Origin of the sequence: Pseudomonas sp. D3-10 (assembly GCF_051132175.1) — a bacterium.
Lineage (GTDB): Bacteria > Pseudomonadota > Gammaproteobacteria > Pseudomonadales > Pseudomonadaceae > Aquipseudomonas.
In genome coordinates this window covers 4,602,119-4,616,874 of record NZ_CP071668.1, presented here as the reverse complement: position 1 = coordinate 4,616,874, position 14,756 = coordinate 4,602,119, and the positions used below count along the sequence as shown (strand labels likewise).

Genomic DNA, 14,756 nt, shown 5'->3' with positions numbered 1-14,756 from the left:
ATCCAGAGGTAGTCGCGTTCATGTCTTTCACCCGTCGCCAAATACTCGGTGGCCTGGCCGGTCTTGTTGTCGTTGGTGTGGGGGCGGGAGGCGCGTCGCGGTACTGGCTGGGGAAAATGGCCGATGCCGAGGCCGGTCACGACTACGAGCTGATCGCGGCGCCTTTGGACGTGGAGCTGGTGGCCGGGCACAAGACCCAGGCCTGGGCGTTTGGCCCCTCGGCGCCGGGGACGGAGTTGCGGGTGCGTCAGGGCGAGTGGTTGCGGGTTCGCTTTATCAACCATTTGCCGGTCGCGACGACCATTCACTGGCACGGTATCCGTTTGCCGCTGGAGATGGACGGCGTACCTTATGTCTCGCAACTGCCGGTGCTGCCGGGTGAGTACTTCGACTACAAATTCCGCGTGCCGGACGCCGGCAGCTATTGGTACCACCCCCACGTCAACAGCAGCGAAGAACTCGGGCGCGGGCTGGTGGGGCCGCTGATCGTCGAAGAGCGCGAGCCCACCGGTTTCAAATTCGAACAGACCCTGAGCCTCAAGAGCTGGCACGTGGACGAGCAGGGCCAGTTCGTCGAATTCAGCATTCCCCGCGAGGCTGCGCGTGGTGGTACGGCTGGACGGTTGTCGACCATCAACGGCGTGCCGCAGGCGGTAATCGATCTGCCGGCAGGGCAGATTACCCGGGTGCGTTTGCTCAACCTCGACAACACGCTTACCTATCGCATCAACATTCCAGGCGTAGAGGCGCAGATCTATGCGTTGGATGGCAACCCCATCGAGCCGCGTCCGTTGGGCAAGGAATACTGGCTGGGGCCAGGCATGCGTATTTGCCTGGCGATCAAGGCCCCGCCGGCCGGTGAAGAATTGTCGCTGCGCAATGGCCCGGTGCGCTTGGGGACCTTGCGTTCGGTGCCAAACAATGAGGCGCCGACCCCATGGCCGCCGGCATTGCCGCCCAACCCGGTGGCTGAGCCGGACCTGGCCAATGCCGAGAAGCTCAACTTCAATTTCGAATGGGTCGGTTCGGTGTCGGTCAATGTCGACAATGGCAAGCCGCCGAGCCTGTGGCAGATCAACGGCAAGGCCTGGGACATCACCGACAAGACCTGTTCCGACCGGCCGATCGCCACGCTGAAAAAAGGCCAGAGTTACATTTTTGAATTGAAGAACATGACTCAGTACCAACATCCGATCCACCTGCACGGCATGAGCTTCAAAGTGATCGCGTCGAACCGGCACAAGGTCATCCCGTACTTCACCGACACCTACCTGCTGGGCAAGAACGAGCGGGCGCAGGTGGCGTTGGTGGCGGATAATCCGGGCGTATGGATGTTCCACTGCCATGTGATCGACCACATGGAAACCGGCCTGATGGCCGCCATCGAGGTGGCGTGATGCGCCAGATTCGTCCCGCCAAGATCATTGATCGTAGCCGTGACCAGGATTTCATGCGCGAAGCCCTGGCCCTCGCCGCACAGGGCGCCGCCTTGGGCGAAGTGCCGGTGGGCGCGGTGTTGGTGCAGGATGGCGAAATCATCGGGCGTGGTTTCAACTGCCCGATCAGTGGCCACGACCCCAGCGCCCATGCCGAAATGGTCGCCATCCGTGCCGCCGCCCAGGCGGTGAGCAACTATCGCCTGCCGGGTAGCACCCTTTATGTCACGTTGGAGCCGTGCAGCATGTGCGCCGGGCTGATCGTGCATTCACGCATCGCCCGGGTCGTCTACGGCGCATTGGAGCCCAAGGCCGGAATCGTGCAGAGTCAGGGGCAGTTTTTCAGCCAGGGGTTCTTGAACCATCGGGTACTGTTCGAGGGCGGGGTGCTGGCTGAGGAGTGCAGCACGGTGCTGAGTGAGTTCTTCAAGACACGAAGAGCCAAATCGCAAGGTTGAACACATACCCTTGTGGCGAGGGAGCTTGCTCCCGCTGGGCTGCGCAGCAGCCCCAAACCGTTCAACACAGTGCATCAGGAAAAACGGTTGGCAGCTTTTACGACTGCTGCGCAGCCGAACGGGAGCAAGCTCCCTCGCCACAATGATTGGCAGCCCTTAAGTGAGTAGGTTGCTCTCCCACAGGGGGCTCGGGCGATTTATTTGCGCGCCACAATCACCGCCCGCATCGGCGCTGGCAGCCCTTCGACGGTTTTGCTGTGGTCGGCGGGGTCGAGGAAGTCACTTAGGGATTGATACTTCATCCATTCGGTGCCGCGCTGTTCCTCCACGGTCGTCAGGCTCACGTCCACGCAGCGCACGTCGCTGAACCCGGCGCGACGCAGCCAGCGCTCCAAGGCCGGAACCGATGGCAGGAACCACACGTTGCGCATCTGCGCGTAGCGATCTTCGGGCACCAGCACTTGATGCTCGTCGCCCTCGATCACCAGGGTTTCCAGCACCAGTTCGCCGCCCTTGACCAGGCAATCCTTCAAAGCAAGTAGATGCTCGATTGGCGAGCGGCGGTGGTAGAACACGCCCATGGAAAACACCGTATCGAAGCCTTCGAGCTCTGGCGGCAGGGCCTCGAAGGGGAACGGCAGGTGCCAGGCGTTGGGCTGGGACAGGTAGCGCTGTACCGCCTGGAATTGGCAAAAGAACAGCCAGTTCGGGTCGACGCCGATCACCGTGTCGGCTCCGGCGCCCAGCATGCGCCACATGTAGTATCCGTTGCCGCAACCAACGTCGAGGATCCGCTTGCCCTTGAGATCCAGATGCGGGGCGACGCGCGACCATTTCCAATCCGAGCGCCATTCGGTATCCACATGCACGCCAAACAGATTGAACGGACCTTTGCGCCAAGGCGAAAGGCCCATCAACGCGGTACGCATTTGGGCGCGGGTTTCGTCGGAGCAATCGGCGTCCAGCGTCAGCCCATTCAGCAAATCCACCGTGGTGGGCTGCAAGAGCGGCAGCGCATCGAGGGCGCTTTGCCAACGCTCCAGGTCGCCGTGGCCCTTTTCCATCTTGACGTCGAGCTGCGTTTGCAACGTCGCGGCCCAGTCGGCCAGAGGTGTGCCGGCCAGATGGCGGGCGAGGGGAGACAGATCGATCATGGCAGGGCAATCAACGAGGCAAAGTTAAGACACTGGAACCACGGCACGACTTTCGAGAACCCGGCGGCCAGCAGGCGCTCGCGGTGCTCTTCGAGGCTGTCGGGTTTCATGACGTTTTCGATGGCGCTGCGTTTCTGGGCGATTTCCAGTTCGCTGTAGCCGTTGGCGCGCTTGAACGCCACGTGCAGCTCGGTGAGCAACGCGTGTTCCTCGGCATCGTTGAAGCGCAGCTTCTCCGAAAGGATCAGGGCGCCGCCGGGTAGCAACGATTGGCGAATGCGGCCCAATAGCGCGGTGCGCTGGTCCGGCGCGATGAATTGCAGGGTGAAGTTCAACGCCACCACCGAGGCCGGTTGAAACGTCAGGGCCAGGATGTCACCTTCGATCACTTCCACCGGCAGCAGCTCTTGGAACATCGAGTCCTGGCCGTTGAGGTATTCGCGGCAGCGCTCGACCATGGCCGAAGAGTTATCCACCGCAATCACCCGGCAACCCTCGGTGCGCACGTGGCGGCGCAATGCCTGGGTCACGGCTCCGAGGGAGGAGCCCAGGTCATAAAGCACGCTGTTGGGCTGGGCAAATTGCGCCGCGAGCACGCCGAGGTTCTCGACAATGGTCGGGTAGCCTGGCACTGACCGCTTGATCATGTCCGGGAACACCCGCACCACGTCTTCATTGAAGGCGAAGTCGGGCACCTGGGCCAAGGGTTGGGCGAATAGGCGATCGGGCTCTTTGCTCACGGCGGTTCCAGCGGCTGGGGTGTTGAAAAGGCCGGCATTTTAACCAGAAAAATGCTGCTTTAGTGCGGCTTTCGGGGGAACGCCGATGCGGTGATGCCCCACTGTCCCAGCCAGTAACTGATGATGATCAGGTAGGGCGCGGCATGGAACGGCGCCACGAACCGGTTGATCCCGATCAGGCTGTCGGAAAAGACAAACCCCAGCGCTCCAACGGCTGCGAGCAGGGCCGAGCGTTTCGGCACCTCGGTCCCCAAGCGCGCCAGGGCCCTCCAGAGCATAGCGCTGATGACCAAGCCATAGACGACCACCGGCACCAGCAGCGGCCCGAGGCCGTTCGACACCAATATTCCCAACAGCAAGGCGCCAATGCACAAGGCAATCGTCAACGGCATGAGCGCCGGGCGGCGGCAGTCACTGAGGTAGGCTTTCAAATAGGCCAGGTGCGCCAACAAAAAAGCGCCGAGCCCCAATACAAACAAATCTCCTGGCCAGGCCAGCAATACGTCGCCCACCACTGAAAATATCAGGCCCAGGCTTATCCAGCGTCGGTATTCGCCCGGCGGCGCGTCGTGCAGCCAGCCCAGCAGGGCCAGCACCGGCATCGGCTTGACCAGCAGGCACAGCAACGTGGCATGCACGCTCAGGCCATATAGAAAGGTGGCCGCACCCATCAGCGCGAGGATCAGCCAACCCACAGTCATTTCACCGAAATAGCGCAGTCAAACGTTTCCACGGGTGGCACTTCGGGTGCCCATGGCTGTTGATAAGTCAGGCGCAAGCGCCCGGTGCCGGCGTCGAACGCCTGGAAGCGCCAAGTCGAGACACCGGCGGCGCCGACGATGCCGGCGTCTTCCGGGTTACGGTAAACCTCGGGGCCGAGGCCTTTGAGAACACCGCCGGCCGAATCCTGGATGCTCCAGCGATAGCCGGTGGTGGGATTGCTCGGCAAACTCAGGATCAGGTTCTGCCCGTTTTTGAGCTGCACCGGGCATTGGCTCTGTTTTTCCACCGTCACATTGTGTTTCGGCTGTGTGGCGCAGGCGCTCAGCAAGGCGAGGCTGACGGGGACAAGCAGGCGGGTGAGGGACATAAGGGCTCCGGCATTCACGACGAACGGCGAGCATAACCGAAGATGCTACTGGGTGTGTCAGCTGGACATGTGCTGGTGCAAATGACGCCTTCGCGAGCAGGCTCGCTCCTACAAGGGTTCGTTGCGAATCACATACCGTGAACACCACAAATCCCCGGGGGAGCGGGCCTGCTAGCGATGAGGCCAATGCAGTCACTGCAGAACGATCAGAACAACACCTTCACCACGTCCGCAAACCGCTTGGCAAAGTGCACCGTGACGCCTTCCTTCAGATAGTCCGGCAGCTCCTCGAAGTTGCCACGGTTGGCTTCCGGCAGGATCAACTCATTGATTTTCTGCCGGCGCGCCGCGATGACCTTTTCGCGTACGCCGCCAATCGGCAGGACGTGGCCGGTAAGTGTCAATTCGCCAGTCATGGCCACGCCTTTCTTCGCCGGCTGGTTGCGCGCAAGGGACAGCAAGGCGCTGGCCATGGTCACGCCGGCACTCGGGCCGTCCTTGGGCGTGGCGCCTTCCGGTACGTGCAGGTGCACGAAGGCCTCGTCAAAGAACTTCGGATCGCCACCGAATTGCTTCAGGTGGGAGCTGACGTAGCTGTGGGCTATCTCCGCAGACTCCTTCATCACCTCGCCCAGTTGCCCGGTGAGCTTGAAGCCGCGATTGAGAGTGTGGATCCGCGTTGCCTCGATCGGCAACGTGGCGCCGCCCATGCTGGTCCAGGCCAGGCCGGTGATGACCCCGACGCCAGACAGCACCTGCTCGTTGCGAAATACCGGTTTGCCCAGGGAGGCTTCGAGATCCTTGGGCCCGAGCTTGATCACGGCTTTTGGATCTTCGATCAGTTTCATCACGGCCTTGCGCACCAGTTTGCCCAGTTGTTTCTCCAACTGGCGTACCCCGGCTTCACGGGCGTAGCCGTCGATCAGGGCCTTCAGGGCGCTATCGTTGATGCTGAGGCTGCCCTTGGACACGCCGGCCTTGGCCAGTTGCTTGGGCCACAAGTGACGCTTGGCGATGGCAACCTTCTCTTCGGTGATGTAGCCCGACAGGCGAATGACTTCCATGCGGTCCAGCAGCGGGCCGGGGATCGAGTCGAGGGTGTTGGCGGTGCACACAAAGAGCACTTTCGACAGGTCCAGGCGCATGTCCAGGTAATGATCGAGGAATTCGACATTCTGCTCGGGGTCGAGAGTTTCCAGCAGCGCGGACGCTGGGTCGCCCTGGTAGCTCTGGCCCATCTTGTCGATTTCGTCGAGCATGATCACCGGGTTCATCACTTCGACGTCCTTGAGCGCCTGCACCAGCTTGCCCGGCTGGGCCCCGATGTAGGTGCGCCGGTGACCCTTGATTTCGGCTTCGTCGCGCATGCCGCCGACGCTGAAGCGATAGAACGGCCGCCCGAGGGATTCGGCAATGGATTTACCGACGCTGGTCTTGCCCACGCCGGGCGGGCCCACCAGCAACACAATGGAACCGCTGATCTCACCCTTGTAGGCGCCCACGGCGAGGAATTCCAGGATGCGCTCCTTGATGTCGCCCAGCCCGGCGTGGTGCTGGTCGAGAATCTTGCGCGCATGCTTGAGATCGAGCTTGTCCTGGCCATACACGCCCCAAGGCACCGATGTTGCCCAGTCCAGGTAATTGCGTGTGACGGCGTACTCCGGTGAGCCGGTTTCCAGGATCGAGAGTTTGTTCATTTCCTCTTCGATGCGCTTCTCGGCCTGGGCCGGTAATACCTTGCCTTCAAGGCGCTGTTCGAACTGTTCCAGGTCTGCGCTGCGGTCGTCCTTGGTCAGACCCAGCTCCTGCTGGATGACCTTGAGTTGTTCCTTGAGGAAGAACTGGCGCTGATGTTCGCCGATCTTGCTGTTGACCTCGGCGGAAATTTCTTTCTGCAACCGCGCGACCTCGACTTCCTTGCGCAGCATCGGCAGGACTTTTTCCATGCGCTTGAGCATCGGCACGCAATCGAGTACTTCCTGCAATTCGCTGCCGGTGGCGGAGGTGAGCGCGGCGGCGAAATCGGTCAGCGGCGACGGGTCGTTGGGGCTGAAGCGGTTGAGGTAGTTTTTCAGCTCTTCGCTATACAGCGGGTTGAGCGGCAGCAGCTCCTTGATCGCGTTGATCAGCGCCATGCCATAGGCCTTGACCTCGTCGGTCGGCTCGCTCGGCTGGTGCGGGTATTCGACTTCCACCAGGTACGGTGGGCGGTGGTGCTTGAGCCAGGTGCGGATGCGCACGCGGGTCAGGCCCTGGGCAACGAACTGCAATTTGCCGGCTTCACGGCTGGCGTGGTGGACCTTCACCAGCGTGCCGTAGAGCGGCAGCTTCGAAGTGTCGAAATGGCGCGGGTCTTCCTGGGGTGAGTCCATGAAGAACAGCGCCAGGGAATGATGTTCGGACTTGGCCACCAGTTCCAGGGTTTCGGCCCACGGCTCTTCGTTGACGATGACCGGCAGCACCTGGGCCGGGAAGAACGGGCGGTTGTGGATAGGAATGATGTAGACCTTGTCCGGCAGGCTCTGGCCGGGCAGGGCCAGGCCGGTGCCGGAAACGGTGTGTTCGATGTGCTCGGATTCTGTGTATTCGTTATTCGCTTCAGTAGAGTGCTGGTCGCTCATGGGGCACCTGCGCAATGGGGTATGGACCTTAGATGGGGCGGGCAGGGGGTTGTTTCAATGGCGGGCAATTGTCAGCGGTTATTTCATTGATGGGTATTCAGGTGGGCGACAGGTTGGCGTGGCGAGGGGATGCCCCCCTCGCCACGCGTTTCAGCCTACGCGGTTCAGGTCGTTATGGCGTGTTTCCTTCAGGCACAGCACCGCGATCACGCTGAGCACCGCGGCAGCGGATACGTAACCGCCGACGTAGCTCAGGCCGCCCATCGCCACCAGCTTCTGCGCGAAGAACGGTGCCGCAGAAGCGCCGACAATGCCACCCAGGTTGTAGGCCGCCGACGCGCCGGTGTAGCGCACATGCGTAGGAAACAGCTCCGGCAGCAACGCGCCCATGGGCGCGAAGGTCACGCCCATCAGGAACAGCTCGATGCACAGGAACAGCGCCACGCTTCCCGTGGAGCCTTGAGTCAGTAGGGGCTCCATGAGGAAGCCCGAGGCCACCGCCAGCAGGCCGCCGGTGATGAGCACCGGCTTGCGGCCAAACCGGTCGCTTGCCCAGGCCGACAGCGGCGTGGCGGCGGCCATGAACAACACTGCAAAGCACAGCAGGCCGAGGAAGGTCTCGCGGCTATAGCCCAGGGTCGCGACGCCATAGCTCAAGGAAAATACCGTGGAGATGTAGAACAGGGCGTAACACACCACCATCGCGGCCGCGCCAAGCAGTGTCGGCGCCCAGTACTGGCTGAACAACTCCACCAGCGGGATTTTCACCCGTTCCTGGCGGGCCATGGCGTTGGCGAACACCGGCGTCTCGTGGAGCTTGAGACGTACATAGAGGCCGACGATCACCAATACGGCGCTGAGCAAGAACGGAATCCGCCAGCCCCATGAGCGGAACTGCTCGTCATCCAGGGTCATGGCAAGGGTAAGGAACAATCCGTTGGCCGCCAGGAAACCGATAGAGGGGCCCAGTTGCGGGAACATGCCGAACCAGGCGCGCTTGCCTTTCGGGGCGTTCTCGGTGGCCAGCAAGGCCGCGCCGCCCCATTCGCCGCCAAGCCCCAACCCTTGGCCGAAACGCAAAAGGCACAAGAGAATCGGGGCCCAGGCGCCAATGCTGGCGTAGCCAGGCAGCACGCCGATGAGCGTGGTACACACGCCCATCAGCAGCAGCGAGGCCACGAGTGTCGACTTGCGCCCGATGCGGTCGCCGAAGTGGCCGAACAGCGCCGAGCCCAGGGGGCGGGCGAGAAACGCGATACCGAAGGTCAGAAAGGACGACAGCATCTGTGCCGTGCCTGAGGTCTGCGGAAAGAATACCGGTCCGATGACCAGGGCCGCGGCGGTGGCATAGACGTAGAAATCATAGAACTCGATGGCGGTGCCGATGAAGCTCGCGGTCGCCACGCGGGTGGCGGAGTTGGTCGGCTCGACAGGCACTGCTTCGTTGCAGGTAGTGGTTGTCATGCGGTTGTCCCTGACAGTCATATGCTCCGTTGGAGCGAATTATTATGGTCAAACACCCAGGGATGTGGGGTGGGCGCTGTCGCTGTTTCGGGTAGGAACAGTCGCAGGGCTGAAGCGAATAGAACCGGTGAACGGCCCGGAACCGTCTGGGTGCAGGGTAGGCACGAGGTTCGGGCGGGGCTGGGTAAGCGGGTTGAGTATAGGAAGGAGGCTAACGAATCAACAAGTGAGCCCGCACACAATTTGGAACATGCGCTGAGCTTTTGTAGCGAGGGAGCAAGCTCCCTCGCCACGGTGCGGTGATTAGAGAACTACCGGCACCGAACTGTTATGCCACACCAGCACCTGGCTGACGCGGTTGTCGACGGTCTCGATGATTTCCAGGCGGTAGCGGCCGATCTTCAGGCACACCGGGCTTTCCGGGATGGTTTCCAGTGCTTCGGTCACCAAGCCATTGAGCGTCTTGGGGCCGTCGCAGGGCAAATGCCAACCGAGGGTCTTGTTCAGCTCGCGGATCGACGCGGCGCCATCGATCATCAAGCGGCCGTCGGGTTGGGGATGAACGTGGGGATTGTCGAGGCTGTGCTCGCTTTCGAACTCGCCGACAATCTCCTCCAGGATGTCCTCCAGGGTCACGATGCCCATGACTTCGCCATATTCGTCCACCACCATGCCCAAGCGGCGTTGCTGCTTGTGGAAGTTGAGCAACTGCAGCTGCAGGGGGGTGCTCTCGGGAACGAAATACGGTTCGTGGCAGGCTGCCAGCAGTGCTTCCTTGGTCAGGCTCGCATCCGCCAGTAGATGGCGAACCTGGCGGGTATTGAGGACTGCTTCGACCTGGTTGATATCGCTGTGGAACACGGGCAGGCGGGTTCGCCGATTCAGGCGCAACTGCTCGATGATGTCGCCGATGGGGTCGTCGAGATTGATCCCGTCCACCTCGCTGCGAGGGACGAGGATGTCGTTGACGGTGATGTTGTCCAGCGCATGGATACCGGAAACCGGATGCACCCGACCGCTGGTCTGTTCCTGTTCCTCGGCACGCGGCGTCGCGGGGGGCTCGTCGTCGCTTTGCTGGACCGCGCCAGCCTTGCGGGCAAAAGGGCGCAGCAGCAACTGGCTGAGGCCATTGAGCAGCCAGGCCACCGGATAAACGATTTTCAACGGCACGCCCAGCAAACCGTTGCCCAGGGCCAGCACCGCATCGGGATGACGGGTGGCGAGCGTGCGTGGCAGGTAGTCGGCGAAAACCAGCAGGGCCACGCTGGTGCCGAGCCAGGCCAGCCAGGGACCGTTTTCCAGCCAGGTGAAAATAGCCAGCCACGTGCCGATGACCACGGCGAGGGCGCGACAGAGGGTGTTGCACAGGATCAGGCTGGCCAAGGGAAAGCTGAGCTTCGCCAATGGCTTGTCGCCGGAGCGCGAGGCCCTGCGTTGGGCGAGCAGATACTGTTGGGCGGCTTCGATGGCCGTGAACAGGGCTGACCACAGGATCAGCACGACCATTACCGCAAACAATGGCCCCAAGGGCAGCCTATCCATCAGCGTCGTCCGTCAGACATGCAGGATGTATTCGCGGACCAGCTTGCTGCCGAAGTAGGCCAGCATCAGCAGGCAGAATCCCGCCAGGGTCCAACGAATGGCTTTGTGGCCACGCCAGCCGAGGCGGTTGCGACCCCACAGCAGCACGCTGAAAACGACCCACGCCAGGCACGCCAGCAGAGTCTTGTGCACCAGATGCTGGGCGAACAGGTTTTCGACGAACAGCCAGCCGGAGATCAACGACAGCGAGAGCAGGGTCCAGCCGGCCCAGAGGAAACCGAACAGCAGGCTTTCCATGGTTTGCAGGGGCGGGAAATTGCGGATCAGACCGGAGGGGTGCTTGTGCTTGAGCTGGTGGTCCTGCAACAGCAGGAGCAGTGCCTGGAACACCGCGATGGTGAACAGGCCGTAGGCGAGGATCGACAACAGGATATGCGCCAGGATGCCCGGTTCCTCGTCGATGATCTGCACGGTGCCCGAGGGCGCGAATTGCGCCAGCAGCACCGTGGCCAGCCCGAGGGGGAACAGCAGCACCAGCAGGTTTTCCACGGGGATGCGCGAGCAGGCCAGCAGCGTCAGCGCGATCACGGCCATGGCGATCAGGCTGGCGGCGTTGAAAAAGTCCAGGCCCAGGCCGATCGGCGTCATCAGGTGGGTGAACAGGCTGACCGCATGGCCGAGCACCGCCAGCACGCCGAGCGTGACCAGCAGGCGCTTGTTCGCCTTGGCGCCGGAGGCCAGACGGGTGCCCTGATAGAAGGTCGCAGCGGCATAAAGACAAGCGGCGGCGAGGGTTGCAAGCAAGCTGGGTGACAAGGGGAGCATAAATCCTGTTAGGCAGGCCCGAAAGGCGCTGAGTTTGGCATAGAACCCCTACCGCACGAAAGACCGCCGCAACCGACGGCGAGGTGTACGTCGCACGCTTCTTCGCTATAATCCGCGACCTGCCCACGCCGCAGGCTCGCCGAGCACATATTTCACGGTCTGGGCCGCCATTATCCCGGTCTTATCTGGGCCTGAAAGGATCGCGCATGTTTGAAAACCTAACCGACCGTCTCTCGCAGACGCTGCGCCATGTCACCGGCAAGGCGAAACTGACCGAAGACAACATCAAAGACACCTTGCGCGAAGTGCGCATGGCGTTGCTCGAAGCCGACGTTGCCCTGCCGGTGGTGAAGGACTTCGTCAATTCGGTGAAGGAACGCGCCGTCGGCACCGAAGTGTCCCGCAGTCTGACCCCGGGCCAGGCGTTCGTGAAGATCGTCCAGGCCGAGCTCGAAAGCCTGATGGGCGCCGCCAACGAAGACCTGAACCTCAGCGCCGTGCCGCCAGCGGTGGTGCTGATGGCCGGTCTGCAAGGCGCGGGCAAGACCACCACCGCCGGCAAGCTGGCGCGCTTCCTTAAGGAGCGCAAGAAGAAGTCGGTGATGGTGGTGTCGGCGGACATCTACCGTCCGGCGGCAATCAAGCAGCTGGAAACCCTGGCCAGCGATATCGGCGTGACGTTCTTTCCGTCCGATCTGAGCCAGAAGCCGGTGGACATCGCCCAGGCGGCTATAAAGGAAGCGAAGCTCAAATTCATCGACGTGGTCATCGTCGACACCGCCGGTCGCCTGCACATCGATGAAGAGATGATGGGTGAGATCAAGGCGCTGCATGCCGCGATCAACCCTGTGGAAACGCTCTTCGTGGTCGATGCCATGACCGGCCAGGACGCGGCCAACACCGCCAAGGCGTTCGGTGACGCACTGCCGCTGACCGGCGTGATCCTGACCAAGGTCGACGGCGACGCCCGTGGCGGTGCCGCGCTGTCGGTACGCGCCATCACCGGTAAGCCCATCAAGTTCATCGGCATGGGCGAGAAGAGCGAAGCGCTCGAGCCGTTCCACCCTGAGCGTATCGCTTCGCGCATCCTCGGCATGGGCGATGTGCTCAGCCTGATCGAGCAGGCCGAACAGACCCTCGACAAGGACAAGGCCGACAAACTGGCCAAGAAGCTGAAGAAGGGCAAGGGCTTCGACCTCGAAGACTTCCGCGACCAGCTGCAACAAATGAAGAACATGGGCGGCCTCGGCGGCCTCATGGACAAACTGCCGAACATCGGCGGCGTGAACCTGGCGCAGATGGGCAATGCCCAGGGCGCGGCTGAAAAGCAGTTCAAACAGATGGAAGCCATCATCAACTCCATGACCCCGGCCGAGCGCCGCGACCCTGAGCTGATCAGCGGTTCGCGCAAGCGTCGTATCGCCATGGGTTCCGGCACCCAGGTGCAGGACATCGGACGCTTGATCAAGCAGCACAAGCAGATGCAGAAGATGATGAAGAAATTCTCCGCCAAGGGCGGGATGGCCAAGATGATGCGCGGCATGGGCGGTATGTTGCCCGGCGGCGGCATGCCGAAAATGTAAAGAATCTGCGCCGGCTGTCATGTCGGCGTTGCCCCGCACGGAAGCGGGGATTTCCAGCAAACCCGCGCTACGCGGGAGCTGACCCGCCGTTTTTCATGACGGCTCTATGGCAAATCTTGATTGCACCGCGCCAGGCGCCGGAAAAAGTCATTTGCAAAAGTCCGGATATTCCTTAGAATATGCGGCCTTTCGGGCACCTATGCCCGCTGTGCATTTAGATTTGCAGCACCGACTACAGGAACGATGTTCACATGCTAACAATCCGTCTTGCCCTTGGCGGCTCCAAAAAGCGCCCGTTTTACCACCTGACCGTAACCGACAGCCGCAACCCGCGTGACGGTTCCCACAAGGAACAGGTTGGTTTCTTCAACCCTGTTGCCCGTGGTCAGGAAGTTCGTCTGTCCGTGAACCAAGAGCGCGTAGCCTACTGGCTGAGCGTTGGTGCACAGCCTTCTGAGCGTGTTGCTCAGTTGTTGAAGGAATCGGCTAAGGCCGCGGCCTGAGCAATATGAACGCGACGCCAAAAGATGCCGGTGATTTGATCGTTGTCGGCAAGATCTACTCTGTACATGGCGTTCGCGGCGAAGTGAAGGTGTATTCCTTTACTGATCCGATCAAGAACCTGTTGGACTACAAAACCTGGACGCTCAAGCGCGAAGGTAGCGTGAAACAGGTGGAGCTGGTCAGCGGACGCGGGAACGACAAGTTCCTGGTCGCGAAGCTCAAGGGTCTCGATGATCGTGAAGAAGCGCGTCTTCTGGCCGGTTATGAGATCTGCGTGCCGCGCAACCTGTTCCCTGAACTGACCGACGGCGAGTACTACTGGTACCAGCTGGTGGGTCTGAAGGTCATCGACCACCTCGGGCAATTGCTCGGGAAGATCGATCATCTGCTCGAGACCGGTTCGAACGATGTCATGGTGGTCAAGCCTTGCGTCGGCAGCCTGGATGATCGCGAACGCCTGTTGCCCTATACGGAGCAATGCGTGTTGGCAGTCGACCTTGAAGCAGGCGAGATGAAGGTGGAATGGGATGCGGATTTCTAAGCGTGGCTAATTTGCGCGTTGAAGTCATCACGCTGTTTCCCGAGATGTTTTCCGCCATCAGCGAATACGGCATAACCAGCCGCGCGGTGAAACAGGAGCTGTTGCAGCTCACCTGTTGGAATCCGCGAGACTACACCACGGATCGGCATCACACTGTGGACGATCGCCCGTTTGGCGGTGGTCCGGGCATGGTGATGAAGATCAAGCCCCTGGAAGATGCGCTGGTTCAGGCCAGGACGGCAGCCGGGGAGGGTGCGAAGGTGATCTACCTGTCGCCCCAAGGCCGTCAGCTGACTCAGTCGGCGGTACGCGAGCTGGCGAATTCGGATGCATTGATCCTGATTGCCGGCCGTTATGAAGGCATTGACGAGCGTTTCATTGAAGCTCATGTCGATGAAGAGTGGTCGATTGGCGACTATGTACTGTCTGGCGGCGAGCTGCCGGCGATGGTCCTGATCGATGCGGTTACACGACTGCTGCCCGGAGCTTTAGGGCATGCGGATTCCGCCGAGGAAGATTCCTTTACGGATGGTCTGCTGGATTGCCCGCACTACACCCGACCGGAGGTGTATGCGGATCAGCGTGTTCCCGACGTGTTGCTAAGTGGCAACCACGCGCACATCCGGCGTTGGCGTTTACAGCAGTCCCTTGGTCGGACCTATGAACGACGCGCCGATCTTCTGGAAAGCCGCTCGCTTTCTGGAGAAGAGAAGAAGCTGCTCGAGGAATACATCCGCGAGCGGGACGATAGTTAACAACGTATCGATGGTAAGTCCGTTGACTTGCCTTAGGAGCACA

Annotated in this window: 14 protein-coding genes; 6 read left to right on the top strand and 8 right to left on the bottom strand. The window is 61.4% G+C overall.

The genetic code is table 11. From position 1 onward, the window contains the following. Positions 1–20: 20 nt before the first annotated feature. Together J3P90_RS20840 and tadA are read left to right on the top strand one after the other, a co-directional pair. Positions 21–1,397 carry a multicopper oxidase family protein gene (locus J3P90_RS20840; RefSeq protein ID WP_420764170.1) on the top strand — a complete coding sequence of 459 codons (1,377 nt, stop codon included), beginning with the start codon at positions 21–23 and terminating at the stop codon, positions 1,395–1,397. Next, on the top strand, positions 1,397–1,894 hold the full coding sequence (tadA, locus tag J3P90_RS20835) for a tRNA adenosine(34) deaminase TadA (protein ID WP_420764171.1): 498 nt from the start codon (positions 1,397–1,399) through the stop codon (positions 1,892–1,894). The genes J3P90_RS20840 and tadA overlap by 1 nt, the downstream gene beginning before the upstream one ends. Positions 1,895–2,091: 197 nt before the next feature. Here the strand turns inward: tadA and cmoB are convergent, their stop codons facing one another. The 8 genes from cmoB to J3P90_RS20795 form a co-directional block, all read right to left on the bottom strand. Further along, positions 2,092–3,048: a tRNA 5-methoxyuridine(34)/uridine 5-oxyacetic acid(34) synthase CmoB gene (gene cmoB / locus J3P90_RS20830; RefSeq protein ID WP_420764172.1), complete on the bottom strand. Its 957-nt coding sequence runs from the start codon at positions 3,046–3,048 to the stop codon at positions 2,092–2,094. Beyond that, a complete protein-coding gene (gene cmoA / locus J3P90_RS20825; protein ID WP_434562463.1) occupies positions 3,045–3,788 on the bottom strand; it encodes a carboxy-S-adenosyl-L-methionine synthase CmoA in 744 nt (247 codons plus the stop codon). The genes cmoB and cmoA overlap by 4 nt, the downstream gene beginning before the upstream one ends. Positions 3,789–3,847: 59 nt before the next feature. Next, positions 3,848–4,483, bottom strand: a complete 636-nt coding sequence (locus J3P90_RS20820; RefSeq protein ID WP_434676595.1) for a lysoplasmalogenase — start codon at positions 4,481–4,483, stop codon at positions 3,848–3,850. 2 nt (positions 4,484–4,485) lie between these two features. Next, positions 4,486–4,878, bottom strand: a complete 393-nt coding sequence (locus J3P90_RS20815) for a protease inhibitor I42 family protein (RefSeq protein WP_434650073.1) — start codon at positions 4,876–4,878, stop codon at positions 4,486–4,488. Positions 4,879–5,084: 206 nt separating this feature from the next. Beyond that, positions 5,085–7,499, bottom strand: coding sequence for an endopeptidase La (gene lon, locus J3P90_RS20810; RefSeq protein WP_420764176.1), 2,415 nt, complete (start codon positions 7,497–7,499; stop codon positions 5,085–5,087). A 150-nt stretch (positions 7,500–7,649) separates the two neighbouring features. Next, positions 7,650–8,963 carry an MFS transporter gene (locus J3P90_RS20805; protein WP_434562467.1) on the bottom strand — a complete coding sequence of 438 codons (1,314 nt, stop codon included), beginning with the start codon at positions 8,961–8,963 and terminating at the stop codon, positions 7,650–7,652. A gap of 303 nt (positions 8,964–9,266) precedes the next feature. After that, entirely contained in the window at positions 9,267–10,505 is a 1,239-nt protein-coding gene (locus J3P90_RS20800; RefSeq protein ID WP_434562469.1) for a CNNM domain-containing protein, read from the bottom strand. 12 nt (positions 10,506–10,517) lie between these two features. After that, complete coding sequence (locus tag J3P90_RS20795; RefSeq protein WP_434562471.1) at positions 10,518–11,330, bottom strand: cytochrome C assembly family protein; 813 nt, start codon at positions 11,328–11,330, stop codon at positions 10,518–10,520. A 206-nt stretch (positions 11,331–11,536) separates the two neighbouring features. On the opposite strand from J3P90_RS20795, the gene ffh reads away from it, so the two are divergent. The 4 genes from ffh to trmD all read left to right on the top strand — a co-directional run bounded on the left by ffh (position 11,537) and on the right by trmD (position 14,713). Beyond that, positions 11,537–12,913, top strand: coding sequence for a signal recognition particle protein (gene ffh, locus J3P90_RS20790; protein ID WP_413794151.1), 1,377 nt, complete (start codon positions 11,537–11,539; stop codon positions 12,911–12,913). A gap of 251 nt (positions 12,914–13,164) precedes the next feature. Then, a complete protein-coding gene (gene rpsP, locus J3P90_RS20785; RefSeq protein WP_003198088.1) occupies positions 13,165–13,416 on the top strand; it encodes a 30S ribosomal protein S16 in 252 nt (83 codons plus the stop codon). Positions 13,417–13,421: 5 nt separating this feature from the next. After that, positions 13,422–13,958 (top strand): ribosome maturation factor RimM, encoded by a 537-nt coding sequence (gene rimM, locus J3P90_RS20780; protein WP_420764180.1) that lies wholly within the window; start codon positions 13,422–13,424, stop codon positions 13,956–13,958. After that, the gene (gene trmD, locus J3P90_RS20775; protein ID WP_434675318.1) at positions 13,940–14,713 is read left to right on the top strand and encodes a tRNA (guanosine(37)-N1)-methyltransferase TrmD; all 774 of its coding nucleotides are present in this window, start codon (positions 13,940–13,942) and stop codon (positions 14,711–14,713) included. Before rimM ends, trmD begins: the two co-directional genes overlap by 19 nt. Positions 14,714–14,756 lie beyond the last annotated feature (43 nt).